Consider the following 22,798-nt stretch of genomic DNA (forward strand, 5'->3'; position numbering starts at 1 on the left):
ATGTTATGGAAAATAAATACTCAAAGTTACAAATCGGTATTCACTGGCTGGTCTTTTTACTGGTTATCGCAGCTTACTGTGCGATGGAGTTTCGTGGATTTTTCCCGCGAGCCGATCGACCGGTTATTAACATGATCCATGTTTCCTGTGGCATTTCGATTTTCGTACTGATGGTGCTTCGTCTCGTGCTAAGACTGAAATATCCAACGCCACCAATTGTGCCTAAACCAAAGCCAATGATGACGGGGCTTGCGCATCTCGGGCATCTGGTCATTTACTTGCTGTTTATCGCACTGCCGATAATTGGCATGGTGATGATGTATAACCGTGGCAATCCGTGGTTTGCGTTTGGTGTGATGATGCCTCATGCCTCAGAGGCCAATTTCGATCTGGTAGATACCTTAAAATCGTGGCATGAAACGCTGGCAAATCTGGGGTATTTCGTTATTGGGTTGCATGCCGCTGCTGCATTGGCGCACCACTATTTCTGGAAGGACAATACGCTTCTGCGCATGATGCCGCGTAAGCGTTCCTGACAACAGTAAAAGAAAACGCCTGTACTAAACCAGACCCGTGGTACAGGCGAAGAATACGGGTCTACATCGGAAGCACCTATTATATTTATTTGTATGACAAATAAAACCAGAATTCGTGTTTATATGTTTGCCTGGCCAATATTTAATCAAATTATCTTTCTATTAAGAGCGTTACTCAATTTCCCCCAATCCAATCTTTGATCTCCCTAAGTGAAATAAAAACTGTCCGGCGTATAACTTTTGTACCGAACATAAGATTCAGCAAACCATGGAGGTTATATGAAGAAGTTGTCATTTATTTTACTGATAGGATTACTGATGTCTTTTTATGCTGATGCAGGGCGAAAACCTTGTTCCGGTTCGAAAGGGGGGATCTCTCACTGCACTGCTGGCGGCAAATTTGTCTGTAACGATGGTTCTATCAGCGCATCGAAAAAAACGTGCACTAACTGAAAAGTAAAAAGGGGTGCCATGAGAAAATGAACCTGCCAGCCAGATACGCGGGGAAAACTCCCTGCGCTGCCCTTACCTGGACGTGCAGGCCATGAGGGCTGCCACCTCCTTTTCACCGTCCCGGAACCGCAGTTCATAGAGCGTTTGTCGGGTCAGGAGTGTGAATGCCAGTATTGTGAAACAAATAATGAGCAGACACGCCACCAGGGGGCGCTTCATAGCCTTTCTCTTTGCCGGATGGCGGGTAAGAGGCTAACATCCGAATTGTGTGGTTCATTCGTTGGCCTCGGTTGATAGCATTATCGATCGGGGCCTTCGTCCTTCTGATTCCCGGTTTCTTCATTCCGGCGGTAATAATCTCTCATCGCAATAATTGTTGTAAAAATGTGATATGAACAGGTTTTTGGCAGTAAGCAATTACCGTCAATTGCCGATGACCCTCTATCGGGAGTAAACCTGGAAGAGAGACCACGGTCATGAATACAACATCCTCACACCGCTCAGGCTTTTTACATCACATCAGATTGGTTCCGTTATTTGCCTGCATTCTTGGCGGCATATTATTTCTTTTTGCTTTGAGTTCAGCCCTGGCTGGATATTTTCTCTGGCAGGCTGACCGCGATCAGCGAGATGTCACCGCCGAGATCCAGATTCGCACGGGGTTAGCAAATAGCTCTGATTTTTTGCGTTCAGCCCGAATCAATATGATTCAGGCCGGGGCGGCGAGTCGGATCGCAGAAATGGAAGAGATGAAAAAAAATATTGCACAAGCAGAATTGCAGATTAAACAGTCGCAGCAAGGTTATCGCGCTTACCAGAATCGCCGTGTGAAAACACGTGATGATGAAGCTCTGGATGCTGAATTAAATCAACGTTTTCAGGCTTATATAACAGGTCTGCAACCCATGTTGAAATATGCCAAAAATGGCATGTTCGAAGCGATTATTAATCATGAAAGTGAGCAGATCCGATCGCTGGATAATGTTTATAGCCAGATTTTAAACAACGCTGTTGAAATACGTAGCGCCAGAGCAAATCATCTGACGGAGCAGGCGCATCAGCGCACTCGACTGGGGGTGATGTTTATGATTGGTGCGTTTGTGCTTGCCCTGGTCATGACGCTGATGACCTTTATGGTTTTGCGTCGGATAGTGATTCGACCTCTGCAGCATGCTGCGCAACGCATTGAACAAATTGCCAGCGGCAATCTGACAATGGCTGACGAACCTTCTGGGCGCAGTGAAATTGGCCGTTTAAGCCGTTATTTGCAGCAAATGCAGCATTCGCTGGTGATGACTGTCGGGACGGTACGTCAGGGGGCGGAGGAGATTTATCGCGGCACCAGCGAAATTTCCGCTGGCAATGCCGACCTTTCTTCGCGCACTGAAGAACAGGCCGCGGCGATTGAACAAACCGCTGCCAGCATGGAGCAACTCACTGTGACAGTGAAACAGAATGCGGATAATGCCCACTACGCAAGCCGTCTGGCGCAAGAGGCTTCCATTAAAGCCAGCGATGGTGGGCAGACGGTCTCCGGCGTGGTGAAAACGATGGGGGATATCTCCAGCAGTTCAAAGAAAATTTCCGAAATTACCGCCGTGATCAACAGTATTGCCTTCCAGACAAATATTCTGGCGCTCAATGCAGCCGTTGAAGCCGCGCGGGCCGGTGAGCAAGGGCGCGGATTTGCTGTCGTTGCCAGTGAAGTGCGTACACTCGCCAGCCGTAGCGCTCAGGCAGCGAAAGAAATTGAAGGCCTGATCAGTGAATCAGTCAGATTAATTGGGCAAGGAGCTAATGAGGTGACGACAGCAGGGAAAACCATGAGTGCCATAATGGACGCTGTGGCGAGCGTCACGCATATCATGCAGGAAATAGCTGCTGCGTCGGATGAGCAAAGCAGGGGCATAACGCAAGTCAGTCAGGCGATTTCTGAAATGGATAAAGTGACGCAACAGAATGCCTCACTGGTGGAAGAGGCTTCTGCGGCGGCGGTATCCCTTGAAGAGCAGGCGGCGCGATTAACTGAAGCGGTAGATGTATTCCGTCTGACGAAACAATCTGCGCCGGCAGCTCAACGAGTGGCGGGGGATTCAGTTAGTCTGGTAACGGCGTGAAAAGATTAAAGAAGGGATCTCAAGATCCCTTTACCTTTCAGAACGGCATTGATTTCCGAATGGCGTTAATCATTAGCTGACAGCCGGAAGAGAGCGTCGCATCTACGCGTGTTAGTATTCCAATAGGTTCGCCAGCACCCTGTCCCGAAACAGGCAGCGCCACCAGCGTGGCATGACGCAGATCGTCTTTTACTGCGCCAGAAGGGACAAACCATACATAGTCATATTCAACCGTAAGCTGACGTGAAAGAGAGGCTGAAAGCGTTTCGATACAACCCGAAGGAATTTTACAACCCTGGCTCTGTACTAGCGCATCTGAATGTTGGCGTGGTGCAGTGCCTTCCGGTGATACGACAACAGGCCATTCCAGTACCCGACTTAGCGTCACGTTTTCCTGCAGGAGTGGGTGATTAGGCCGGACAACCAGTTTCAGTGATTCGAGAAACAGCAATTCATAATTAAGCCCGGTCATCAGTTCAGGATCTGACATCCGGCCAACACCGATATCGATTTCTCCTGTTTTTAATCCGGCCAGAATCATGGTGTTACTCATGGTGGCGACTTGCAGAGTGGTCTCTTTTTGTTGTTGATGAAACTGACCGATAACGGAAGGCAAGATCCCCAGCGCAGCAGTAGGTAATGCACCAACTCTTACAACATCATTGTTAAGTCCTTCTTTACGATTAAGCGCCTGACCAGCGGTGTTGATGGCGTCAAGCACTCTGACTGCATGGGTTAAAAATTGCTCGCCGGGTAAGGTAAGTTGTGCGCCCTGACGTCCACGGTCAAATAAGCGAGCGCCCGTCAATTGCTCCAGTTCATTCAGTGTCTTAGAGAGCGCAGGTTGGCTCAGATTAAGGGTTTCAGCCGCGCGCCCCAAAGTTCCTTGTTGTGCGACAGCTACGAATGTATGAAGGTGGCGCAAACGGATGCGCTGACTAAACAGACTATTTTTTTCCATAAGCGATGTTAAAAACGAAGCGGTGCCGCTGACAAGTGAAGTTGTTTAATTATGATAACCTGATTGCAAAATATTATTAACATTTAAAGCAATTTTGTTACCTTGGAATGTCCAGCTTTGCTGATTTCGCGGGGAGATCACAGTTTGTAAATTCTTCACACCAGAGTGAATGCAGTTACCTACACTCCAGATTATCGACCACTGGAGGCAGATATTATGGCGAACAGCATCACGGCGGATGAGATTCGGGAACAGTTTTCGCAGGCAATGTCTGCCATGTATCAGCAAGAAGTTCCACAGTACGGTACGTTGCTGGAACTGGTAGCTGATGTAAATCTGGCTGTGCTGGAAAACAATCCCCAATTGCATGAAAAAATGGTTAATGCGGATGAGCTGGCGCGACTTAACGTTGAACGTCATGGCGCGATACGTGTGGGAACTGCGCAGGAGCTTGCTACATTACGGCGGATATTCGCCATTATGGGGATGTATCCGGTGAGCTATTACGATCTCTCGCAGGCGGGCGTGCCGGTACATTCCACGGCATTTCGTCCTATCGATGATGCCTCGCTGGCGCGTAATCCTTTCCGGGTTTTTACCTCATTACTTCGCCTTGAGCTTATCGAAAACGAAACCTTACGCCAGAAGGCGGCGGAGATTTTGCATCAGCGCGATATCTTTACCCCGCGTTGTCGACAACTGTTAGATGAATATGATCAGGAAGGTGGCTTTAGCGAAGCACAGGCGCGGGAGTTTGTGCAGGAAGCTCTGGAGACGTTTCGCTGGCATCAGTCGGCAACGGTGGATGAAGAAACATATCGCGCATTGCATAACGAACATCGACTAATTGCTGATGTGGTCTGTTTTCTCGGCTGCCATATTAACCACCTGACGCCACGTACCCTGGATATCGACAGAGTTCAGTCGATGATGCCCGAATGCGGTATCGAACCCAAAATTCTGATCGAAGGACCGCCGCGCCGCGAGGTGCCGATTTTACTGCGCCAGACCAGCTTTAAGGCGCTGGAAGAGTCGGTCATGTTTGCAGGGCAAAAGCAGGGGACGCATACCGCGCGCTTTGGCGAGATAGAGCAACGCGGTGTGGCGTTAACGCCGAAAGGACGGCAACTGTATGATGTACTTCTGCGTAATGCCGGAACAGGACAGGATAATCTCACTCACCAACTTCATCTGCAGGAAACCTTTAGTGCCTTTCCGGACAGTGAATTTCTGATGCGACAGCATGGATTGGCATGGTTTCGTTATCGCCTGACGCCGTCGGGTGAGGCACATCGTCGGGCGATTCATCCCGGTGATGATCCTCAACCTTTGATCGAACGTGGTTGGGTCGTAGCGCAACCTATTACTTATGAGGATTTTCTGCCGGTTAGTGCTGCGGGGATCTTCCAGTCGAATCTGGGCAATGAAACGCAAATGCGCAGTCGCGGCAATGCCAGCCGGGAAGCTTTTGAACAGGCGCTGGGGTGTCCGGTGTTTGATGAGTTTCAGCTCTATCAGGAAGCGGAAGAACGCAGTAAACGCCGCTGTGGTTTGCTTTAAAATTCGGTGCATCCGACTTTGCAAAAATTTGCCTGATTTTACAAACGAATCAGGCTCTTCCCATCGACAGAAAAAAAATGCCAATTTGTGCAGATTCTCTGTGTCTAACAATTGGATTATTAATAAATATTGTCTAGAGTGAGCGGTTATAAACAAGCATTTTCTTGCCGCTGAATACGACCAGCGCGGGACCATTCACTACACCAGAAGGACTCACTTTCAGGTATGGATCGTAGACGATTTATTAAAGGTTCAATGGCTATGGCCGCCGTGTGCGGGACTAGCGGCATTGCTTCTCTTTTTTCTCAGGCTGCGTTCGCAGCAGAATCGGACATTGCCGACGGGCAAACCCAGCGTTTTGACTTCTCTATTTTACAGTCAATGGCGCATGATTTAGCGCAAAAAACGTGGCGAGGCGCGCCGCGTCCGTTACCCGATACGCTGGCGACAATGACGCCTCAGGCCTATAACAGCATTCAATACGACGCCGAAAAATCGTTATGGCATAACGTTGAAAATCGCCAGCTTGACGCTCAGTTCTTCCATATGGGAATGGGATTCCGTCGCCGCGTGCGCATGTTCTCTGTCGATCCGGCAACTCATCAGGCGCGCGAAATTCACTTCCGCCCGGAGTTATTCAAATACAACGATGCGGGTGTCGATACCAAACAACTGGAAGGGCAAAGCGATCTCGGCTTTGCGGGGTTCCGAGTGTTTAAAGCGCCAGAATTGGCGCGCCGCGACGTAGTTTCTTTCCTCGGTGCCAGTTATTTCCGTGCTGTTGATGACACTTATCAATATGGTTTGTCGGCGCGTGGTCTTGCGATCGACACTTATACCGACAGCAAAGAAGAGTTCCCCGACTTTACCGCTTTCTGGTTCGATACGGTAAAACCGGGTGCAACCACCTTTACCGTTTATGCGTTGCTCGATAGTGCCAGCATTACCGGTGCCTATAAGTTCACCATCCATTGTGAGAAGAGCCAGGTGATTATGGATGTTGAGAATCACCTGTATGCGCGCAAAGACATTAAACAACTGGGCATTGCGCCGATGACCAGCATGTTCAGTTGTGGTACTAACGAACGTCGGATGTGTGACACCATCCATCCGCAAATCCATGACTCCGACCGTCTTTCCATGTGGCGGGGTAATGGTGAGTGGATCTGCCGTCCGCTGAATAACCCGCAAAAATTGCAGTTCAATGCCTATACCGACAACAACCCCAAAGGGTTTGGTTTATTGCAACTGGATCGCGACTTCTCCCATTATCAGGACATCATGGGCTGGTACAACAAACGCCCAAGTCTGTGGGTGGAGCCACGTAACCAGTGGGGGAAAGGCACTATCGGTTTGATGGAGATCCCGACAACAGGGGAAACGCTGGATAACATTGTCTGTTTCTGGCAACCGGAGAAAGCAATTAAAGCGGGCGACGAACTGGCGTTCCAGTATCGTCTGTACTGGAGTGCGCAACCTCCTGTTCATTGTCCATTAGCGCGAGTTATGGCGACGCGTACCGGCATGGGTGGTTTTCCGGAAGGCTGGGCACCAGGTGAACACTATCCGGAAAAATGGGCGCGTCGTTTCGCCGTCGATTTTGTCGGTGGTGATCTGAAAGCAGCAGCGCCGAAAGGGATTGAACCGGTCATCACGCTTTCCAGTGGTGAAGCGAAGCAAATCGAAATTCTCTACATTGAACCAATAGATGGTTACCGTATTCAGTTTGACTGGTATCCGACCTCGGACTCTACCGAACCGGTTGATATGCGGATGTATCTACGTTGTCAGGGCGATGCCATCAGTGAAACATGGCTGTATCAATATTTCCCACCAGCACCGGATAAACGTCAGTATGTTGACGATCGCGTGATGAATTAATCGTCTTTTCTTCGGCACCTTCTTCCGGAGGGTGTCGTCTGGTTAAACACGATCCTGCTCGCATTTTTCCTTACGTTAAATGAGTAATCTGATGGTGTGTATTTCAGATACACCTTGTCAGCCACTAACAGGGAGTGCGTATGTTTCCAGAATACCGAGATTTAATATCCCGTCTGAAAAACGAAAATCCTCGCTTTATGTCCTTGTTCGATAAACACAATAAACTTGATCATGAAATTGCCAGAAAGGAAGGTTCTGACGGTCGAGGGTACAATGCGGAAGTGGTTCGCATGAAAAAACAAAAGTTACAGTTAAAGGATGAGATGCTTAAAATCCTGCAGCAGGAGAGCGTCAAAGAGATGTAAACTTTCTAAGCCGCCAGCAAGGCGGCTTTTTAAACTGATGTAAGGATTATGACCGAGACGATTAAAGTGAGTGAATCACTTGAATTACGTGCCGTTGAAGAAAGGCACGTCACACCGCTGTATCAATTAACCTGTAAAAACAAAACCTGGTTACAACAATCGTTAAACTGGCCGCAGTTTGTGCACAGCGAAGAGGACACGCGAAAAACGGTGCAGGGCAATATGATGTTGCATCAACGCGGCTATGCCAAAATGTTCATGATTTTCAAAGAAGATGAACTCGTCGGCGTTATCTCATTTAATCGTATAGAACCGCTGAATAAAACGGCGGAAATCGGCTACTGGCTGGACGAGTCCCATCAGGGACAGGGGATTATTTCTCAGGCGCTGCAGGCGTTTATTCATCATTATGCCCGGATCGGTGAGCTACGACGCTTCGTGATCAAATGTCGGGTGGACAATCCGCAAAGCAACAAGGTAGCCGTGCGTAATGGTTTTACACTGGAAGGTTGTCTGAAACAGGCTGAATTCCTTAACGATGCTTACGATGATGTGAATATATACGCGCGCATTATCGATTCACAATAATCCCGCCAGAGGCGTTCGTGTAATACGTTCCTCGCCGTTAATAACTTTTGGACCACGTACATGAATAGCGTCGCCATCAAAGGCTTCGACGACGGCGTGGTCGGTTATCTCCACATGGTTTTCAATCATTACCGCGCCTGTAATGCAACTGTCACCTTGTATGATAACGTGCTCGTCGAGCAGAATCGGACCACCACGCACAATGGCGTTACCACCAACCAGAACATGATGCTTTAACACACAATTACCTTCTACCGTGGCATGTTCCGCTACCTGGGAACTGTAGTGAAGGGTGGGAATGGCATCTTCTCCTGTCCCGGCAATCACACGTGCATGACCGTAGACTTTCGCACAGTCGCACAGCCAGACGTTGTTTTCTTCATTGCCTTCAATACGGGCAAAATCAAAAACTTCGGCGCGATGCTCAATAAATGCATACCGGACGACGGCATCGCCATAAATTTGCGCCTGATGGACAACACGCGAGGTGCTAACCCTGGCGCGATCATAAATTTGCAGCAGAAGATGGTGGTCGGGCGTTAGCCCTTGCGTGGCGACGATCATTGAATGTTGATCGATACAGGCATGACCAAAAATTCTACACTGACCACATATTAATGAGTCTTTAATCGTGACGTTGTCACTTATATGTGCACCCTGGCTGATTTCACTATTATCGATCCAGGTGTTATCCGTTGCGTAGACCTCCCCCCGCAGCACGCAACTACCGGTGATACGTGTATTACCGGAAACAACCGTTCCGCCGAAAGCAATGGTATTCTGGTCGTAAATCCAGCAATTTCCCTCCTGTGCCAGCGCCGTTTCGCTATCGATCCAGCCGCCAGCGGTTCCCGTTATCACATCGTTAAAATCGGCTACGGCAATAATCTGCCGTAATAACACACTCTTTTTATCGCCATCTTCCTGATAACTAAAGGCTCGCTGTTCTTCACTGAGACGATATTTGCGCATAGCGTTTTCCCGCAGGTGACTTACTATAACCGTAGCAAATTCTGCGACTCTGGCTATGTTTGAGAAATTTCCATAAAATGCATTTCAAATATACTTTATAAATTAAACAAAATGAGTAAGAAGATACAGAGCGATAAAGTGCTCAATTTACCGGCTGGCTACTTTGGCATTGTGTTGGGAACGATAGGGATGGGGTTTGCCTGGCGCTATGCCAGCCAGGTTTGGCAGGTCAGTCACTGGTTAGGTGATGGTCTGGTGATCCTGGCGATGATCATTTGGGGATTACTGACCACGGCATTTATCACCCGGCTGGTGCGCTTTCCGCACAGTGTGCTGGCAGAAGTGCGCCATCCGGTGATGAGCAGTTTTGTTAGTTTGTTTCCGGCAACGACGATGCTGGTAGCAATTGGTTTCGTGCCGTGGTATCGCCCGTTGGCAGTGTGTCTGTTCAGCGTTGGCGTAGTGATTCAACTGGTTTACGCCGCCTGGCAAACTGCCGGATTATGGCGCGGTTCTCACCCTGAAGAAGCGACGACACCGGGGCTTTATTTGCCGACTGTTGCCAATAACTTTATCAGCGCAATGGCCTGTGGTGCGTTAGGTTACACTGATGCCGGTCTGGTTTTTTTAGGCGCTGGCGTCTTCTCCTGGTTGAGTCTTGAACCGGTGATCCTTCAACGGCTGCGTAGTTCGGGTGAGTTACCCACGGCGCTGCGGACATCGCTCGGTATTCAGCTTGCCCCTGCGCTGGTCGCTTGTAGCGCCTGGTTAAGCGTTAACGGTGGCGAGGGTGACACACTGGCGAAAATGCTTTTCGGTTATGGGCTGCTGCAACTACTGTTCATGTTGCGCCTGATGCCGTGGTATCTCTCGCAACCGTTTAATGCCTCATTCTGGAGTTTCTCGTTCGGCGTATCCGCGTTGGCAACCACCGGTTTGCATCTGGGTAGCGGCAGCGATAATGGTTTTTTCCATACGCTGGCAGTGCCGCTATTTATCTTTACCAATTTTATTATCGCATTACTGCTCATCCGTACTTTCGCGCTTCTGATGCAGGGGAAATTATTAATCAGAACTGAGCGCGCCGTTTTAATGAAATCCGAGGACAAAGAATGATCATTCGTGATGAAAACTACTTTACTGATAAATATGAATTAACCCGCACACATTCCGAAGTTCTGGAAGCCGTGAAAGTGGTTAAACCGGGTAAAACGCTGGATCTGGGCTGTGGCAATGGTCGTAATAGCCTTTACCTTGCAGCTAATGGTTTTGATGTTGACGCATGGGATAAAAATGCTATGAGCATTGCCAACGTTGAGCGCATTAAAACCATTGAAAATCTGGAAAATTTACGTACTCAGGTTGTCGATCTGAATAGCCTCACGTTTGATGGACAATACGATTTTATTCTTTCTACTGTGGTGCTGATGTTCCTGGAGGCGAAAACCATCCCAGGGCTGATTGCGAATATGCAGCGCTGCACAAAACCCGGCGGTTACAACCTGATTGTGGCGGCAATGGATACCGCTGATTTCCCATGTACTGTCGGCTTCCCATTTGCCTTCAAAGAGGGGGAGTTGCGTCGATATTACGAAGGCTGGGAGATGCTGAAATACAATGAAGACGTTGGTGAACTACACCGAACCGACGCCAACGGTAATCGTATTAAACTACGTTTTACTACTATGTTGGCGCGCAAAAAATAATCAGAAAAGGACAATGCGTATGGAAATGCTTCGCGTAGAGATGATTAACGGCTGTTCTTTTCGGTAGGCATGTTTTTTATCAATATGGTGTGAAATAAATCACAAGAAGCGAAGTTTTTTATTAGCTTAACATCCTGAAGATTAACAACTGATGATTGACTCAGCCCCCTTTTCGTCATTGACTATATTGTCAGAAAAGGGGCTGGAAAATTTATTTTCAACAACACTTTTTTTGCCACAACACGAAGCGGCGCTTTTTGCTATAACTTAAAAAGTAATATAATTATCTCAGGAAATTATTCATGCGTACCACATCGATTGCGAAAGTTGCGGCTTTATGCGGTTTGTTGGCTCTGTCTGGTTGTGCCTCTAAAATCACCCAGCCGGATAAATATTCTGGTTTTTTAAACAATTACTCCAACCTTCAAGAAACAACGTCAGCAACGGGCAAACCGGTATTGCGCTGGGTTGATCCAAATTTTGATCAAAGCAAATATGACAGCATTGTCTGGAATCCGATCACCTATTACCCAGTGCCAAAAGCCTCTACCCAGGTAGGGCAGAAAGTTCTGGATAAAATTTTGAGCTATACCAACACCGAAATGAAAGAAGCGATTGCGCAGCGTAAACCACTGGTGACTACCGCTGGCCCACGTAGTCTGATTTTCCGTGGTGCTATTACCGGTGTTGATACCAGCAAAGAAGGGTTACAGTTCTATGAAGTTGTTCCTGTCGCATTAGTTGTTGCGGGGACGCAAATGGCGACGGGTCACCGTACCATGGATACCCGCTTGTACTTTGAAGGCGAGCTGATTGACGCGGCTACCAACAAACCGGTGATTAAAGTGGTTCGCCAGGGCGAAGGTAAAGACCTGAATAACGAAAGTACACCAATGGCTTTCGAAAACATTAAGCAAGTTATTGATGACATGGCGACTGATGCCACCATGTTTGACGTTAACAAAAAGTAATACCAGTCGCGCCATCGTAAGATGGCGCTTCTTATTATCGGTTTCTACCAGCCATTAAATTCAACATCACGTAACAGACGCCACCGGCAATTAATCCCCAAAACGCTGAACCAATCCCAACCAATGTCAGTCCGCTCGCTGTTACCAGAAATGCTACCACAGCAGCGTCGCGCTCACGTTCATTATGCAACGCCTGATACAAACTGCCGCCAATGGTACTTAACAGCGCCAGACCCGCCAGCATCTGGATCCAACTTACGGGCAGGGTAGCCATCATGCCCGTAATGGCACTGCCAAATAAACCCGCCAGTAAATAAAAGACGCCAGCCGCGGCGGCGGCCAGCCAACGGTGATCTTTGTCCGGGTGCGCTTCCGGGCTTTGGCAAATAGCAGCAGTAATTGCCGCAATCCCTACGGAATAAACGCCAAACGGAGAAAATAGAAGTGCCAGTAGTCCAGTAAAGACAATCAGCGGCGAAACGGGAACCGAATATCCAGCCGCTTTCATCGCTGCAATCCCCGGCGCGTTTTGCGACGCCATCGTCACCAGAAAAAGTGGTAGCGCAACACTTAAACTGTGAGAAAACGAAAATTCTGGATCGATATAAGCAGGAAGAACGGGTTTAAAAACAACATTTTTTGTGACAACGTCACCTTGCAGTATTACCACCAAAATTCCGACAACCATAGCCGCGATTACGGCATAACGTGGCGCAAAAGCCTTCGTCGCCAGCCAGACCAGCAACATACTTCCGCACAACGTAAACTGACCATCCAGGCTGGCAAACGCCTGTAAACCAAAGCGTAATAAAATCCCGGCCAGCATCGCTGCTGCAAGAGAATGCGGAATAATGCGCATCAGGCGGGCAAATAATCCCGTCACACCACAGAGGACAATCAACGCGTTCGTGACCATAAAAACGCCGATGGCTTCGTTAAGCGTGAGTCCCTGCAATCCTGTTACTAACAAAGCCGCGCCAGGCGTTGACCATGCGGTCAGAACCGGCACGCGATACCACAATGTCAGGGCAAGAGTACTGAACCCCATTGCCAGTCCCAGTGCCGTCATCCAACCGGAGATTTGCGCAGTGGTGGCACCCGCGACAATCGCTGCCTGCCATATTATTGCCGCCGAACTGGCGTAGCCGATCAATACCGCCAGAAATCCCGCCAGTAATGTAGGTGGAGGAACAGAAAACAGACGCATAATCACCTCGTGCGTTATAGCGGACAGGCACCGTAGCATTTGTCCGTTATAACGCACAAGTGATAAACTCCTGTTTTGCAAGAGGAGTCGCATGGAAAATCTCGCTCACTATTTATCCGCCACGCTTAAATATCTTCGTCAGCAACGAGGCTGGAGTCTTTCTCGACTGGCAGAAGTTACGGGCGTTTCTAAAGCGATGTTAGGGCAGATTGAACGTAATGAATCCAGCCCGACGGTCGCGACATTATGGAAAATCGCCACCGGAATGAACGTGCCGTTTTCGACGTTTATTTCGCCGCCACAGAACGCTATACCATCAGTTTATGATCCACAACAGCAGGCGATGGTGATCACCTCGTTGTTTCCTTATGATCCACAACTCTGCTTTGAACACTTTTCGATCCTGATGGCTCCTGGCGCAATAAGTGAATCGACGCCACACGAAAAGGGGGTGATTGAACATGTCGTCGTCATCGAAGGGCAGCTTGAACTGTGCGTTGATGGCGCGTGGCATAGTCTTAATCGTGGAGAAGGCATCCGTTTTGCCGCCGATGTCGCTCATGCCTATTGCAACCGTGACGAGCAAAGCGTGCATTTTCATTCCCTCATTCATTACCCACGTAGTTAAACAGGAAAACTATTTCGCAACGTCACGCTTGTGGCTAAAATAGCCGCCATTTTTCAGCTACTGGATAAGAAAGTGACCGTATCTTCTCATCGCCTTGAACTGTTAAGCCCGGCACGCGATGCCGCCATTGCCCGCGAAGCTATTTTGCACGGTGCCGATGCTGTTTACATCGGTGGCCCTGGTTTTGGTGCCCGTCATAACGCCAGTAATAGCCTGAAAGATATTGCCGAACTGGTGCCATTTGCTCATCGTTATGGCGCAAAAATTTTCGTCACCCTTAATACCATTTTGCATGACGAAGAACTGGAACCGGCGCAGCGGTTGATTACCGATCTTTATCAGACCGGCGTTGATGCACTGATTGTGCAGGATATGGGGATTCTGGAACTTGATATTCCACCGATTGAACTGCACGCCAGCACGCAGTGTGATATTCGCACGGTGGAAAAAGCGAAGTTCCTCTCTGACGTTGGCTTTACGCAGATCGTGTTGGCGCGTGAGCTTAACCTGGAACAGATCCGCGCGATTCATCAGGCCACAGACGCGACCATTGAGTTCTTTATTCATGGTGCACTGTGCGTGGCATATTCCGGTCAGTGCTACATTTCTCATGCACAAACGGGGCGTAGCGCCAACCGTGGCGATTGCTCACAGGCGTGCCGTTTACCATACACGTTGAAAGACGATCAGGGGCGGGTGGTTTCCTATGAAAAACATCTGCTGTCGATGAAAGATAATGATCAGACTGCCAATCTTGGCGCTCTGATTGATGCTGGTGTGCGCTCCTTCAAGATTGAAGGGCGTTACAAAGATATGAGCTACGTGAAGAATATCACCGCGCATTATCGCCAGAAGCTGGATGCCATTATTGAAGAACGTGGCGATCTGGCACGTGCTTCATCTGGTCGTACCGAGCACTTTTTTGTACCTTCGACGGAAAAAACCTTCCATCGTGGCAGTACAGACTACTTTGTTAACGCGCGTAAAGGCGACATTGGCGCGTTCGATTCCCCGAAATTTATTGGCCTGCCAGTGGGTGAAGTATTGAACGTTGCTAAAGATCATCTCGATGTTGAGGTCACCGAACCGCTGGCTAACGGCGATGGTCTGAACGTAATGATTAAACGTGAAGTCGTCGGCTTTCGTGCCAACACGGTAGAGAAAACGGGGAAAAACCAGTACCGCGTCTGGCCAAATGAGATGCCAGCAGAGCTGCATAAAATTCGTCCACATCATCCGCTTAACCGTAACCTTGACCATAACTGGCAACAGGCGCTGACCAAAACCTCCAGTGAGCGCCGGGTCGCTGTAGATATTGAACTTGGCGGCTGGCAGGAACAACTCATTCTGACGTTAACCAGCGAAGAGGGCGTCAGCATCACTCATACCCTGGATGGGCAATTCGACGAAGCGAATAACGCCGAAAAAGCACTCACCAATCTGAAAGAGGGATTGTCGAAGCTGGGGCAGACTATCTATTACGCTCGTGATGTACAAATTAACTTGCCGGGGGCGCTGTTTGTGCCAAACAGCCTGTTAAATCAGTTCCGTCGTGAAGCCGCCGAAATGCTGGATGCCGCGCGTCTTGCCAGTTACCAGCGCGGCAGTCGTAAACCGGTTGCTGATCCTGCGCCGGTTTATCCGCAAACGCATCTGAGTTTCCTCGCGAATGTTTACAACCAGAAAGCGCGTGAATTTTATCATCGCTATGGTGTGCAACTGATTGATGCGGCGTATGAGGCACATGAAGAGAAGGGCGAGGTTCCGGTGATGATCACCAAGCATTGTCTGCGCTTTGCTTTCAATCTGTGTCCGAAGCAGGCGAAAGGCAATATCAAAAGCTGGAAGGCAACACCAATGCAACTAGTTAACGGCGATGAAGTGTTAACGCTGAAGTTTGATTGCCGTCCATGTGAGATGCACGTCATCGGCAAAATCAAAAATCACATTCTGAAAATGCCGTTACCGGGAAGCGTTGTTGCATCCGTAAGCCCGGATGATCTGCTGAAAACATTGCCGAAGCGGAAAGGATAAACCGCAAGTTTTCAGGGTTATTCACAGCTCATTGAATCTGCATGATATTGTTGGCCGGATAAGGCGTTCACGCCGCATCCGGCAACAAACGACTCAACTCTGACCCGCTTCTGGTTTACGTGATTTTTGCCAGTAAAAATGCTCGCGTAAGCCTTCTGCCGATTCTTCCGCAACGGCGCGCAATTCATCGCTGTCCGCTTCATGGCGCAGTTGATGATCCACATTTTTCACCCATAAAAACTCATGTCCTTTGTGTCCTGCCATTAGTTGCCCGGAGAACAGCGCGCAGGTTAATAAGACTACCGATAACGCCTTCGTAAACATCCCGCCACCTTTTTCTTACCTTTTGCCGCTATGATGCCGACAGTTTCTTGAGGTTATTATTCTGTTTTGCAAATTAGCGCAAAGAAATTCTGGAATCTGCCTTCCTGATTTTGCATTGCATTCTGCCGTTGCGGCGATTAAGTGCTATTTTCGAGCAAATTACACACGGAGGTAAACACTAATGTTTACTTTGTTGATATACTCAGCGGCAGGGAGGCGATGTGAAACAAAGCGAGTTCAGACGTTGGCTCGAATCTCAGGGCGTCGATGTAGCGAATGGCAGCAACCATTTAAAACTCAGGTTTCACGGGAGGCGCAGTGTCATGCCGCGTCACCCCAGCGAAGAGATTAAAGAACCATTGCGTAAAGCAATTCTGAAACAACTCGGTTTGAGTTAATCGCCAATTAAAAAGGTTAATGACATGCGAGAGACAGTCGAAATTATGCGTTATCCCGTCACTCTTACACCCGCGCCGGAAGGTGGTTATATGGTTTCTTTTGTGGATATCCCCGAAGCGTTGACGCAGGGAGAAACGGTCGCTGAAGCGATGGAAGCAGCAAAAGATGCCTTACTGACCGCATTTGATTTTTATTTTGAAGATAACGAACTCATCCCGTTACCTTCGCCATTGAATAACAACGATCACTTTATTGAAGTACCTTTAAGTGTTGCTTCTAAGGTATTGCTGCTAAATGCTTTTTTACAGTCAGAAATCACTCAGCAAGAGTTAGCCAGACGAATTGGCAAACCTAAACAGGAGATTACTCGCCTGTTTAATTTGCACCATGCGACAAAAATCGACGCCGTCCAGCTCGCGGCTAAGGCGCTTGGCAAAGAGTTATCGCTGGTGATGGTTTAATTACAGTTAACACAAAGTTGTCATTTTTAACAACTGATATAGACTGCCGGATCACCTGCACACTATAACGATTCAAAAATGAAAAAATACCAGCAACTGGCGGAACAATTACGCGAGCAAATTGCGTCAGGCATCTGGCAGCCCGGCGATCGTCTGCCTTCGTTACGTGAACAGGTGGCGCTTTCTGGCGTGAGCTTTATGACCGTCAGCCATGCCTACCAGTTGCTCGAAAGTCAGGGACATATTATTGCGCGGCCGCAGTCGGGTTATTACGTTGCGCCACAGACAATAAAAATGCAGAAAGCGCCAGTCATTCCGGTCACACGTGATGAAGCTGTCGATATTAATACCTATATTTTTGACATGTTGCAGGCCAGTCGCGATCCGTCGGTAGTGCCGTTTGCCTCAGCCTTTCCCGATCCGCGGCTTTTCCCACTGCAACAATTGAACCGCTCGCTGGCGCAAGTAAGCAAAACCGCCACGGCAATGAGCGTGATCGAAAACCTACCGCCAGGGAATGCCGAGCTTCGCCAGGCTATTGCTCGCCGCTATGCCTTACAGGGTATCACCATTTCGCCTGATGAAATCGTCATTACCGCCGGTGCATTAGAGGCATTAAATCTCGGTTTGCAAGCAGTCACAGAACCGGGCGATTGGGTGATAGTAGAGAATCCTTGTTTCTACGGCGCGTTGCAGGCGCTGGAACGATTACGGCTGAAAGCGTTATCGGTGGCGACGGATGTTAACGAAGGGATTGACCTTCAGGCGCTGGAACTGGCGTTACAGGAGTATCCGGTGAAAGCGTGTTGGTTAATGACTAACAGCCAGAATCCGCTCGGTTTTACCTTAACGCCGCAGAAAAAAGCGCGGTTGGTAGAGTTGCTCAACCAGTACAACGTGATGCTGATTGAAGATGATGTCTACAGCGAGTTGTACTTTGGGCGGGAAAAACCGCTGCCTGCAAAAGCCTGGGATCAATATGATCGTGTGCTGCATTGCTCATCATTCTCTAAATGCCTGGTGCCAGGTTTTCGTATCGGCTGGGTCGCCGCAGGAAAACATGCGCGTAAAATCCAACGCTTGCAATTGATGAGTACGCTTTCCACCAGCTCACCGATGCAACTTGCGCTGGTGGATTACCTTTCGACACGCCGCTACGATGCCCATCTGCGTCGTCTACGTCGACAGCTTGCGGAACGTAAACAACGCGCCTGGCAGGCGCTGCTGCGTTATCTGCCTGTGGAAGTCAAAATACACCATAACGACAGTGGTTATTTTCTCTGGCTGGAACTTCCCGAACCGTTAGATGCGGGAGAATTAAGTGTTCAGGCACAGGCACATCACATCAGTATTGCGCCTGGTAAAATGTTTTCTACTGGCGAAAACTGGTCACGTTTTTTTCGTTTTAATACTGCATGGCAGTGGGGAGAACGCGAAGAACAAGCGGTAAAACAATTAGGCAAACTTATTCAAGAGCAGTTGAAATAGATTCCAATTTAATTTCCCTCCGGTTGAGCAATAGGAAATTCGAATAGCTCCAGTATTCCTTAACCCCTTGTCTATACTCCAGAAGATAGCCTCTAAAATTGCGTAATGCGCGTTAGCTCACAACCTGACTAAATATTTTCAGGGGCGAAGGTACGCCTGCAATGCGCCGTCTATGGTTAAACAGGGAGATATTTTTACGGCACGGCTGCTGACAATAATGACAACAGGAGTAAGACCTATGAGCAAGACATTTGCCCGCAGCAGCCTGTGTGCGCTAACCATGACTTTAATGACCGCCCACGCCGCCGAACCCCTCACTAATTTAGATAAACCGGAAGGACGACTGGATATTATCGCCTGGCCGGGATACATCGAACGTGGACAAACCGATAAACAATACGACTGGGTTACGCAATTCGAAAAAGAAACAGGTTGCGCGGTAAATGTGAAAACCGCCGCCACTTCCGATGAAATGGTCAGCCTGATGACCAAAGGTGGTTACGATCTGGTCACGGCGTCCGGTGATGCTTCACTGCGTTTGATTATGGGTAAACGTGTGCAGCCGATTAATACCGCACTGATCCCCAACTGGAAAACACTCGACCCACGCGTAGTAAAGGGCGACTGGTTTAACGTTGGCGGCAAAGTTTATGGCACGCCGTATCAGTGGGGGCCGAACCTGCTGATGTACAACACCAAAACCTTTCCGACGCCACCGGATAGCTGGCAGGTTGTCTTTGTGGAACAGGAACTGCCGGACGGTAAGAGCAATAAAGGCCGCGTACAGGCTTATGACGGCCCTATCTATATTGCCGATGCCGCGCTGTTCGTCAAAGCGACTCAGCCGCAGTTGGGCATCAGCGATCCGTACCAACTGACCGAAGATCAATATCAGGCGGTGCTGAAAGTACTTCGCGATCAACATGGTTTGATCCATCGCTACTGGCATGACACCTCTGTACAAATGAGCGATTTCAAAAATGAAGGCGTGGTAGCTTCCAGCGCATGGCCATATCAGGCCAACGCATTGAAAGGCGAAGGACAACCGATCGCCACCGTCTTCCCTAAAGAGGGCGTCACCGGCTGGGCTGATACCACTATGCTGCATAGCGAAGCAAAACATCCGGTTTGTGCCTACAAATGGATGAACTGGTCATTAACACCAAAAGTGCAGGGTGATGTGGCAGCCTGGTTTGGCTCACTGCCTGTGGTGCCGGAAGGCTGTAAAGCCAGTCCGTTGCTGGGCGATAAAGGCTGTGAAACTAATGGATTTAACTATTTCGACAAAATCGCCTTCTGGAAAACGCCCATCGCAGAAGGGGGAAAATTTGTCCCATATAGCCGCTGGACGCAGGATTACATTGCCATTATGGGCGGCCGCTAACTTCGCTGGGGTGTTTTATGACGTACGCAGTGGAGTTTGACAACGTTTCTCGGTTGTACGGTGACGTGCGCGCGGTAGATGGCGTCAGTATTGCGATAAAAGATGGTGAGTTCTTTTCAATGCTGGGGCCGTCCGGCTCCGGAAAAACCACCTGTCTGCGGCTAATCGCTGGATTCGAACAGCTTTCTGGCGGGGCAATTACTATTTTTGGTAAACCCGCCAGCAATCTGCCACCGTGGGAGCGGGATGTTAATACCGTTTTCCAGGACTACGCGCTGTTTCCCCATATGTCGATTCTCGATAACGTGGCCTACGGGTTGATGGTCAAAGGCGTTGAGAAAAAACAGCGTTACATCATGGCGCAAGAGGCGCTGGAAAAAGTGGCGCTTGGTTTCGTGCTGCAACGTAAGCCGTCACAGCTTTCCGGTGGTCAACGCCAGAGGGTCGCCATCGCCAGAGCGTTAGTGAACGAACCGCGCGTGTTGCTACTGGATGAGCCGCTCGGCGCACTGGATCTTAAGCTGCGCGAGCAGATGCAACTGGAGCTGAAAAAGCTGCAACAATCCCTCGGAATCACTTTTATCTTTGTCACCCACGATCAGGGCGAAGCATTATCGATGTCCGATCGCGTGGCGGTTTTCAATAATGGACGTATTGAGCAGGTTGATTCACCGCGCGATCTCTATATGCGTCCGCGTACGCCATTTGTCGCGGGATTTGTCGGGACATCCAACGTTTTTGCGCCGCTGATTGCGGAGAAACTTTGCGGCATGATGGGGAGCTTCGCATTGCGCCCGGAACATATCCGTCTCAATACACCTGGCGAAGTGCAGGCCAATGGCACGATCCAGGCGGTGCAATATCAGGGGGCGACGACTCGTTTTGAACTGAAACTTAGCGGCGGTGAAAAACTGCTGGTCAGTCTGGGCAACATGACGGGCGAAGAACTACCCGCCACGCTCACGCCTGGTCAACAGGTGATGGTTTCCTGGTCCCGCGATGTGATGGTGCCTCTGGTTGAGGAGAGGTGAATGGCGATGAACGTATTGCAGTCACCTGCGCGCCCCGGCATGGGGAAGATGTCGGGTTTTTTCTGGCGTAAACCGGGGCTTGGATTGTTTTTACTGCTGCTTGGCCCGTTGATGTGGTTTGGCATCGTCTATTTCGGCTCGCTGCTGACACTGTTATGGCAGGGGTTTTATACCTTTGATGATTTCACTATGTCGGTAACGCCGGAACTGACGCTGGCGAATATACGCGCACTGTTTAACCCGGCTAATTACGACATCATCATCCGCACACTGACGATGGCAGTGGCGGTGACCATCGCCAGCGCTATTCTGGCCTTTCCGATGGCGTGGTACATGGCGCGCTACACCAGCGGCAAAATGAAAGCGTTTTTTTATATTGCGGTGATGTTACCGATGTGGGCGAGCTACATTGTTAAAGCCTATGCCTGGACGTTATTGCTGGCGAAAGATGGCGTAGCGCAGTGGTTTTTGCAACATCTGGGGCTGGAGCCACTGCTGACAGCGTTCCTGACACTTCCGGCTGTGGGCGGCAATACACTGTCTACTTCCGGGCTGGGGCGTTTTCTGGTGTTTCTTTATATCTGGCTGCCGTTCATGATCCTGCCTGTGCAGGCAGCGCTGGAGCGTTTACCCCCGTCACTGCTGCAGGCATCGGCAGATCTCGGCGCGCGCCCACGGCAAACTTTCCGCTATGTGGTGTTACCGCTGGCGATCCCGGGTATTGCCGCAGGTTCTATCTTTACCTTCTCGCTAACGCTGGGCGACTTTATCGTTCCGCAATTGGTGGGGCCGCCGGGGTATTTTATCGGCAACATGGTCTACTCCCAGCAAGGGGCGATTGGCAATATGCCGATGGCTGCAGCTTTCACTCTGGTGCCGATTGTTCTTATCGCACTGTATCTGGCGTTCGTGAAACGCATGGGGGCGTTCGATGCACTCTGAACGCGCACCGTTGTTCCTCAAACTGGCGGCCTGGGGCGGCGTGCTTTTTCTCCATTTTCCCATCTTGATTATCGCCGCCTATGCGTTTAACACCGAGGAAGCCGCATTTAGTTTTCCACCACAAGGCTTGACGCTGCGCTGGTTCAGCATAGCAGCACAGCGTAGCGATATTCTTGATGCCGTGACACTGTCACTTAAAGTGGCGACGCTGGCGACATTCATCGCGCTGGTGTTAGGAACACTGGCGGCCGCGGCGCTCTGGCGGCGTGACTTTTTCGGCAAAAGCGCCATTTCACTGTTACTGCTGTTACCCATTGCATTGCCTGGCATTGTCACTGGTCTCGCACTATTAACAGCCTTTAAAACGATCAATCTGGAGCCAGGCTTTTTCACTATCGTGGTTGGTCATGCGACTTTTTGCGTGGTGGTCGTCTTCAACAATGTCATCGCCCGTTTTCGCCGTACCTCGTGGAGTCTGGTGGAAGCGTCAATGGATCTTGGAGCCAATGGCTGGCAAACCTTCCGCTACGTGGTGTTGCCGAATCTCAGTTCGGCGTTACTGGCGGGGGGAATGCTGGCGTTTGCCTTGTCGTTCGATGAAATCATCGTGACGACTTTTACCGCGGGTCACGAACGGACGTTACCACTGTGGTTGCTCAATCAGCTTGGGCGACCGCGTGATGTACCGGTAACCAACGTTGTGGCACTGCTGGTTATGTTGGTAACAACCTTGCCGATCCTGGGGGCCTGGTGGCTAACCCGTGAAGGCGACAAGGGTCAATAACCACTG

Annotated in this window: 25 protein-coding genes; 19 read left to right on the forward strand and 6 right to left on the reverse strand. The window is 49.6% G+C overall.

The features are described 5' to 3' along the window. The first annotated feature begins 5 nt into the window (after positions 1-5). Positions 6-536 carry a cytochrome b561 gene (gene cybB / locus BEA93_RS06465; RefSeq protein ID WP_000428995.1) on the forward strand — a complete coding sequence of 177 codons (531 nt, stop codon included), beginning with the start codon at positions 6-8 and terminating at the stop codon, positions 534-536. 279 nt (positions 537-815) lie between these two features. Beyond that, positions 816-989, forward strand: a complete 174-nt coding sequence (locus tag BEA93_RS06470) for a hypothetical protein (RefSeq protein WP_000736410.1) — start codon at positions 816-818, stop codon at positions 987-989. 72 nt (positions 990-1,061) lie between these two features. Here the strand turns inward: BEA93_RS06470 and BEA93_RS06475 are convergent, their stop codons facing one another. Both BEA93_RS06475 and BEA93_RS25605 read right to left on the reverse strand, forming a co-directional pair. Next, positions 1,062-1,178 carry a Hok/Gef family protein gene (locus BEA93_RS06475; protein ID WP_233476860.1) on the reverse strand — a complete coding sequence of 39 codons (117 nt, stop codon included), beginning with the start codon at positions 1,176-1,178 and terminating at the stop codon, positions 1,062-1,064. Then, positions 1,123-1,266 (reverse strand): hypothetical protein, encoded by a 144-nt coding sequence (locus BEA93_RS25605; RefSeq protein WP_228929205.1) that lies wholly within the window; start codon positions 1,264-1,266, stop codon positions 1,123-1,125. The genes BEA93_RS06475 and BEA93_RS25605 overlap by 56 nt, the downstream gene beginning before the upstream one ends. Before the next feature lie 199 nt (positions 1,267-1,465). Between BEA93_RS25605 and BEA93_RS06480 the strand changes: the two genes are divergently transcribed. Further along, on the forward strand, positions 1,466-3,106 hold the full coding sequence (locus BEA93_RS06480; RefSeq protein WP_105224569.1) for a methyl-accepting chemotaxis protein: 1,641 nt from the start codon (positions 1,466-1,468) through the stop codon (positions 3,104-3,106). A gap of 37 nt (positions 3,107-3,143) precedes the next feature. Here the strand turns inward: BEA93_RS06480 and BEA93_RS06485 are convergent, their stop codons facing one another. Continuing rightward, entirely contained in the window at positions 3,144-4,067 is a 924-nt protein-coding gene (locus BEA93_RS06485; RefSeq protein WP_000414559.1) for a LysR substrate-binding domain-containing protein, read from the reverse strand. 216 nt (positions 4,068-4,283) lie between these two features. On the opposite strand from BEA93_RS06485, the gene hglS reads away from it, so the two are divergent. From hglS to rimL, 4 genes are all read left to right on the forward strand, one after another. Next, positions 4,284-5,627 carry a 2-oxoadipate dioxygenase/decarboxylase HglS gene (hglS, locus tag BEA93_RS06490; protein ID WP_105224568.1) on the forward strand — a complete coding sequence of 448 codons (1,344 nt, stop codon included), beginning with the start codon at positions 4,284-4,286 and terminating at the stop codon, positions 5,625-5,627. Positions 5,628-5,852: 225 nt separating this feature from the next. Next, entirely contained in the window at positions 5,853-7,508 is a 1,656-nt protein-coding gene (gene opgD / locus BEA93_RS06500) for a glucan biosynthesis protein OpgD (RefSeq protein ID WP_105224567.1), read from the forward strand. Positions 7,509-7,648: 140 nt separating this feature from the next. Next, positions 7,649-7,873 carry a YdcH family protein gene (locus BEA93_RS06510; RefSeq protein ID WP_001516426.1) on the forward strand — a complete coding sequence of 75 codons (225 nt, stop codon included), beginning with the start codon at positions 7,649-7,651 and terminating at the stop codon, positions 7,871-7,873. Between the two features lie 48 nt (positions 7,874-7,921). Then, the gene (gene rimL / locus BEA93_RS06515) at positions 7,922-8,461 is read left to right on the forward strand and encodes a 50S ribosomal protein L7/L12-serine acetyltransferase (protein ID WP_001516425.1); all 540 of its coding nucleotides are present in this window, start codon (positions 7,922-7,924) and stop codon (positions 8,459-8,461) included. On the opposite strand, the gene ydcK is transcribed toward rimL, so the two are convergent. Then, entirely contained in the window at positions 8,453-9,433 is a 981-nt protein-coding gene (gene ydcK, locus BEA93_RS06520) for a YdcK family protein (RefSeq protein WP_105224566.1), read from the reverse strand. The two genes, rimL and ydcK, sit on opposite strands and share 9 nt — an antisense overlap. A gap of 123 nt (positions 9,434-9,556) precedes the next feature. Between ydcK and tehA the strand changes: the two genes are divergently transcribed. The 3 genes from tehA (at position 9,557) to BEA93_RS06535 (ending at position 12,110) form a co-directional block, all read left to right on the forward strand. Beyond that, on the forward strand, positions 9,557-10,549 hold the full coding sequence (gene tehA / locus BEA93_RS06525) for a dicarboxylate transporter/tellurite-resistance protein TehA (protein WP_024191883.1): 993 nt from the start codon (positions 9,557-9,559) through the stop codon (positions 10,547-10,549). Further along, complete coding sequence (gene tehB / locus BEA93_RS06530) at positions 10,546-11,139, forward strand: tellurite resistance methyltransferase TehB (protein WP_105224565.1); 594 nt, start codon at positions 10,546-10,548, stop codon at positions 11,137-11,139. Before tehA ends, tehB begins: the two co-directional genes overlap by 4 nt. A 302-nt stretch (positions 11,140-11,441) precedes the next feature. Next, the gene (locus tag BEA93_RS06535) at positions 11,442-12,110 is read left to right on the forward strand and encodes a DUF3313 domain-containing protein (RefSeq protein WP_001261035.1); all 669 of its coding nucleotides are present in this window, start codon (positions 11,442-11,444) and stop codon (positions 12,108-12,110) included. Positions 12,111-12,144: 34 nt separating this feature from the next. Here the strand turns inward: BEA93_RS06535 and BEA93_RS06540 are convergent, their stop codons facing one another. Further along, positions 12,145-13,356 (reverse strand): benzoate/H(+) symporter BenE family transporter, encoded by a 1,212-nt coding sequence (locus tag BEA93_RS06540; RefSeq protein ID WP_071990339.1) that lies wholly within the window; start codon positions 13,354-13,356, stop codon positions 12,145-12,147. A 52-nt stretch (positions 13,357-13,408) separates the two neighbouring features. On the opposite strand from BEA93_RS06540, the gene BEA93_RS06545 reads away from it, so the two are divergent. Both BEA93_RS06545 and rlhA read left to right on the forward strand, forming a co-directional pair. Continuing rightward, positions 13,409-13,945 carry a helix-turn-helix domain-containing protein gene (locus tag BEA93_RS06545; RefSeq protein ID WP_000429073.1) on the forward strand — a complete coding sequence of 179 codons (537 nt, stop codon included), beginning with the start codon at positions 13,409-13,411 and terminating at the stop codon, positions 13,943-13,945. Between the two features lie 72 nt (positions 13,946-14,017). Further along, complete coding sequence (rlhA, locus tag BEA93_RS06550) at positions 14,018-15,979, forward strand: 23S rRNA 5-hydroxycytidine C2501 synthase (RefSeq protein WP_105224594.1); 1,962 nt, start codon at positions 14,018-14,020, stop codon at positions 15,977-15,979. A 93-nt stretch (positions 15,980-16,072) separates the two neighbouring features. Here the strand turns inward: rlhA and BEA93_RS06555 are convergent, their stop codons facing one another. Next, the gene (locus tag BEA93_RS06555; RefSeq protein ID WP_000494240.1) at positions 16,073-16,303 is read right to left on the reverse strand and encodes a DUF2554 family protein; all 231 of its coding nucleotides are present in this window, start codon (positions 16,301-16,303) and stop codon (positions 16,073-16,075) included. Positions 16,304-16,524: 221 nt separating this feature from the next. Between BEA93_RS06555 and hicA the strand changes: the two genes are divergently transcribed. The 7 genes from hicA (at position 16,525) to BEA93_RS06590 (ending at position 22,792) form a co-directional block, all read left to right on the forward strand. Further along, the gene (hicA, locus tag BEA93_RS06560) at positions 16,525-16,701 is read left to right on the forward strand and encodes a type II toxin-antitoxin system mRNA interferase toxin HicA (protein ID WP_000813795.1); all 177 of its coding nucleotides are present in this window, start codon (positions 16,525-16,527) and stop codon (positions 16,699-16,701) included. Between the two features lie 45 nt (positions 16,702-16,746). Then, positions 16,747-17,163 carry a type II toxin-antitoxin system antitoxin HicB gene (gene hicB / locus BEA93_RS06565; protein ID WP_077627724.1) on the forward strand — a complete coding sequence of 139 codons (417 nt, stop codon included), beginning with the start codon at positions 16,747-16,749 and terminating at the stop codon, positions 17,161-17,163. A gap of 78 nt (positions 17,164-17,241) precedes the next feature. Further along, positions 17,242-18,651: an aminotransferase-like domain-containing protein gene (locus tag BEA93_RS06570; RefSeq protein ID WP_105224564.1), complete on the forward strand. Its 1,410-nt coding sequence runs from the start codon at positions 17,242-17,244 to the stop codon at positions 18,649-18,651. Positions 18,652-18,889: 238 nt separating this feature from the next. Then, positions 18,890-20,035 (forward strand): putative ABC transporter substrate-binding protein YdcS, encoded by a 1,146-nt coding sequence (gene ydcS / locus BEA93_RS06575; RefSeq protein WP_000047463.1) that lies wholly within the window; start codon positions 18,890-18,892, stop codon positions 20,033-20,035. Positions 20,036-20,052: 17 nt separating this feature from the next. Further along, entirely contained in the window at positions 20,053-21,066 is a 1,014-nt protein-coding gene (locus BEA93_RS06580) for an ABC transporter ATP-binding protein (RefSeq protein WP_016248715.1), read from the forward strand. After that, positions 21,067-22,008, forward strand: a complete 942-nt coding sequence (locus BEA93_RS06585) for an ABC transporter permease (protein WP_001516417.1) — start codon at positions 21,067-21,069, stop codon at positions 22,006-22,008. After that, the gene (locus BEA93_RS06590) at positions 21,998-22,792 is read left to right on the forward strand and encodes an ABC transporter permease (RefSeq protein WP_000555487.1); all 795 of its coding nucleotides are present in this window, start codon (positions 21,998-22,000) and stop codon (positions 22,790-22,792) included. The genes BEA93_RS06585 and BEA93_RS06590 overlap by 11 nt, the downstream gene beginning before the upstream one ends. Positions 22,793-22,798: the final 6 nt, after the last annotated feature.

Source organism: Escherichia sp. MOD1-EC5950, from assembly GCF_002965345.1.
Taxonomy (GTDB): Bacteria; Pseudomonadota; Gammaproteobacteria; order Enterobacterales; family Enterobacteriaceae; genus Escherichia; species Escherichia marmotae.

What these genes read in the sequence shown, in the direction of transcription:
- cybB (WP_000428995.1), top strand. Translation starts at nt 6, where the DNA reads ATGGAAAATAAATACTCAAAGTTACAAATCGGTATTCACTGGCTGGTC.
- BEA93_RS06470 (WP_000736410.1), top strand. Translation starts at nt 816, where the DNA reads ATGAAGAAGTTGTCATTTATTTTACTGATAGGATTACTGATGTCTTTT.
- BEA93_RS25605 (WP_228929205.1), bottom strand. Translation starts at nt 1,266, where the DNA reads ATGAACCACACAATTCGGATGTTAGCCTCTTACCCGCCATCCGGCAAA.
- BEA93_RS06480 (WP_105224569.1), top strand. Translation starts at nt 1,466, where the DNA reads ATGAATACAACATCCTCACACCGCTCAGGCTTTTTACATCACATCAGA.
- BEA93_RS06485 (WP_000414559.1), bottom strand. Translation starts at nt 4,067, where the DNA reads ATGGAAAAAAATAGTCTGTTTAGTCAGCGCATCCGTTTGCGCCACCTT.
- hglS (WP_105224568.1), top strand. Translation starts at nt 4,284, where the DNA reads ATGGCGAACAGCATCACGGCGGATGAGATTCGGGAACAGTTTTCGCAG.
- opgD (WP_105224567.1), top strand. Translation starts at nt 5,853, where the DNA reads ATGGATCGTAGACGATTTATTAAAGGTTCAATGGCTATGGCCGCCGTG.
- BEA93_RS06510 (WP_001516426.1), top strand. Translation starts at nt 7,649, where the DNA reads ATGTTTCCAGAATACCGAGATTTAATATCCCGTCTGAAAAACGAAAAT.
- rimL (WP_001516425.1), top strand. Translation starts at nt 7,922, where the DNA reads ATGACCGAGACGATTAAAGTGAGTGAATCACTTGAATTACGTGCCGTT.
- ydcK (WP_105224566.1), bottom strand. Translation starts at nt 9,433, where the DNA reads ATGCGCAAATATCGTCTCAGTGAAGAACAGCGAGCCTTTAGTTATCAG.
- tehB (WP_105224565.1), top strand. Translation starts at nt 10,546, where the DNA reads ATGATCATTCGTGATGAAAACTACTTTACTGATAAATATGAATTAACC.
- BEA93_RS06535 (WP_001261035.1), top strand. Translation starts at nt 11,442, where the DNA reads ATGCGTACCACATCGATTGCGAAAGTTGCGGCTTTATGCGGTTTGTTG.
- BEA93_RS06540 (WP_071990339.1), bottom strand. Translation starts at nt 13,356, where the DNA reads ATGCTACGGTGCCTGTCCGCTATAACGCACGAGGTGATTATGCGTCTG.
- BEA93_RS06545 (WP_000429073.1), top strand. Translation starts at nt 13,409, where the DNA reads ATGGAAAATCTCGCTCACTATTTATCCGCCACGCTTAAATATCTTCGT.
- BEA93_RS06555 (WP_000494240.1), bottom strand. Translation starts at nt 16,303, where the DNA reads ATGTTTACGAAGGCGTTATCGGTAGTCTTATTAACCTGCGCGCTGTTC.
- hicB (WP_077627724.1), top strand. Translation starts at nt 16,747, where the DNA reads ATGCGTTATCCCGTCACTCTTACACCCGCGCCGGAAGGTGGTTATATG.
- BEA93_RS06570 (WP_105224564.1), top strand. Translation starts at nt 17,242, where the DNA reads ATGAAAAAATACCAGCAACTGGCGGAACAATTACGCGAGCAAATTGCG.
- ydcS (WP_000047463.1), top strand. Translation starts at nt 18,890, where the DNA reads ATGAGCAAGACATTTGCCCGCAGCAGCCTGTGTGCGCTAACCATGACT.
- BEA93_RS06580 (WP_016248715.1), top strand. Translation starts at nt 20,053, where the DNA reads ATGACGTACGCAGTGGAGTTTGACAACGTTTCTCGGTTGTACGGTGAC.
- BEA93_RS06585 (WP_001516417.1), top strand. Translation starts at nt 21,067, where the DNA reads ATGGCGATGAACGTATTGCAGTCACCTGCGCGCCCCGGCATGGGGAAG.
- BEA93_RS06590 (WP_000555487.1), top strand. Translation starts at nt 21,998, where the DNA reads ATGCACTCTGAACGCGCACCGTTGTTCCTCAAACTGGCGGCCTGGGGC.